Below are 1579 nucleotides of genomic sequence, written 5' to 3' on the forward strand. Positions count from 1 at the left end.
GTGGCCGTCCCGCTGGTCGCGGGCCTGGCCGCGTGCGCCGTCCTGGGCATCACCCTCGGACCGCTGCACCCCTTGCTGCAAGCCGCCGCCACCATCGCCGGAGCAACGCCATGACCATCCGCGCCGCCGTCGACACCAGCCCCGCCGAGCTGCCCGAGCACGCCGCCCGGCTGCTGGCCGACGGCCACCGGCTGGCGCTGGTATCCGCACGCCAGGATGCCGACGAGTTCGCCCTGGCGTACCTGTTCGTCGCCGGTCGCCCGGATCGCCGTACCGAGCTGCGGCTGCGCGTCCCCCTCGATCAGCCGGCGGTGCCCAGCCTCGCCCACCTGTCCTTCCCGGCAGGCCGGTTCGAGCGGGAGATCCGCGACCTGTACGGGATCACGCCACTCGATCATCCGTTCCCCCGGCGGCTGGTGCGCCACCACCACTGGCCGCGCGGCTGGTACCCGATGCGCGCCGACGCCGGGCCGCCGCCCTCCTTCGGCGACCCCGAAGGGCCGTATCCGTTCGTCACCGTGCAGGGCCAGGGCGTCTACGAGATCCCCGTCGGACCCGTCCACGCCGGCCTCATCGAGCCAGGACACTTCCGCTTCTCCGTGGTCGGCGAGACCATCATCAAGCTCAAAGCCAGGCTCTGGTTCGTGCACAAGGGCATCGAAAAGCTCTTCGAAGGCCGCCGGCCCGCCGACGGGCTGGAACTGGCCGAGCGCGTCAGCGGCGACACCTCCGTCGGCCACGCGCTCGCCTACTGCCTGGCCGTGGAAGAAGCCACCCGAACCCCGGTCAGCGCGCGAGCCCGGCGCGCCCGCGCCGTACTGCTGGAGCTGGAACGCCTCTACAACCACGTCACCGACCTGGGCGCGCTCTGCAACGACGTGGCCTACGGCATCCTGCACGCGCACACCGGGCGTGTCCGCGAACAACTCCTGCGCCTCAACGCCGAGGTCACCGGGCACCGGCTGCTGCGCGGCGGTGTCCGCCTCGGCGGCGCCCACCTGAAGACCCCGCCCGACCCCGATCGGCTGCACGCCATCGGCGCCGACGTGGCCGAACTCGTCGAACTCGCCCTGCGGCACACCGTGGTCGCCGACCGCTTCACCGGCACCGCCGTCCTGTCCGCCGACGCCGCCCGCGACCTCGGCACGCTCGGCTACGTGGCCCGCGCCAGCGGACTGGAACTCGACGCCCGCCGCGACCACCCGTTCACCGACCTGGGCGACTTCACTCCCGCCCGCCGCACCGGCGGGGACGTCCTGGCCCGCTTCCAGATCCGGGCCGAGGAGATCGCCGCCTCCATCGCCCTGATCACTCACCTGGTCGAAGCCTCCACCGACCCGGCGGACCCGCCCACGCCCGAGGAATCTTCCTCGGGCGTGGGACTCGTCGAGGGCTGGCGCGGCACGATCACGCACCGCATCGAACTCGCCCCCGACGGGACCCTCACCCGAGTGAAAATCGTCGATCCGTCCTACTTCAACTGGCCCGCTCTCCCAGTAGCACTCGACAGCGCGATCGTCCCCGACTTCCCCCTGGCCAACAAGAGCTTCAACCTGTCCTACGCGGGCAACGACCTGTA

At 71.9% G+C, this 1579-nt stretch carries 1 protein-coding gene; it reads left to right on the plus strand.

All coding sequences use genetic code 11. The features are described 5' to 3' along the window. Positions 1-110 precede the first annotated feature (110 nt). The coding region (locus tag ACZ6S0_RS52895; RefSeq protein ID WP_465928756.1) for a hydrogenase large subunit at positions 111-1579 on the plus strand (1469 nt) is incomplete at its 3' end.

Source organism: Nonomuraea sp. NPDC051298, from assembly GCF_055586305.1.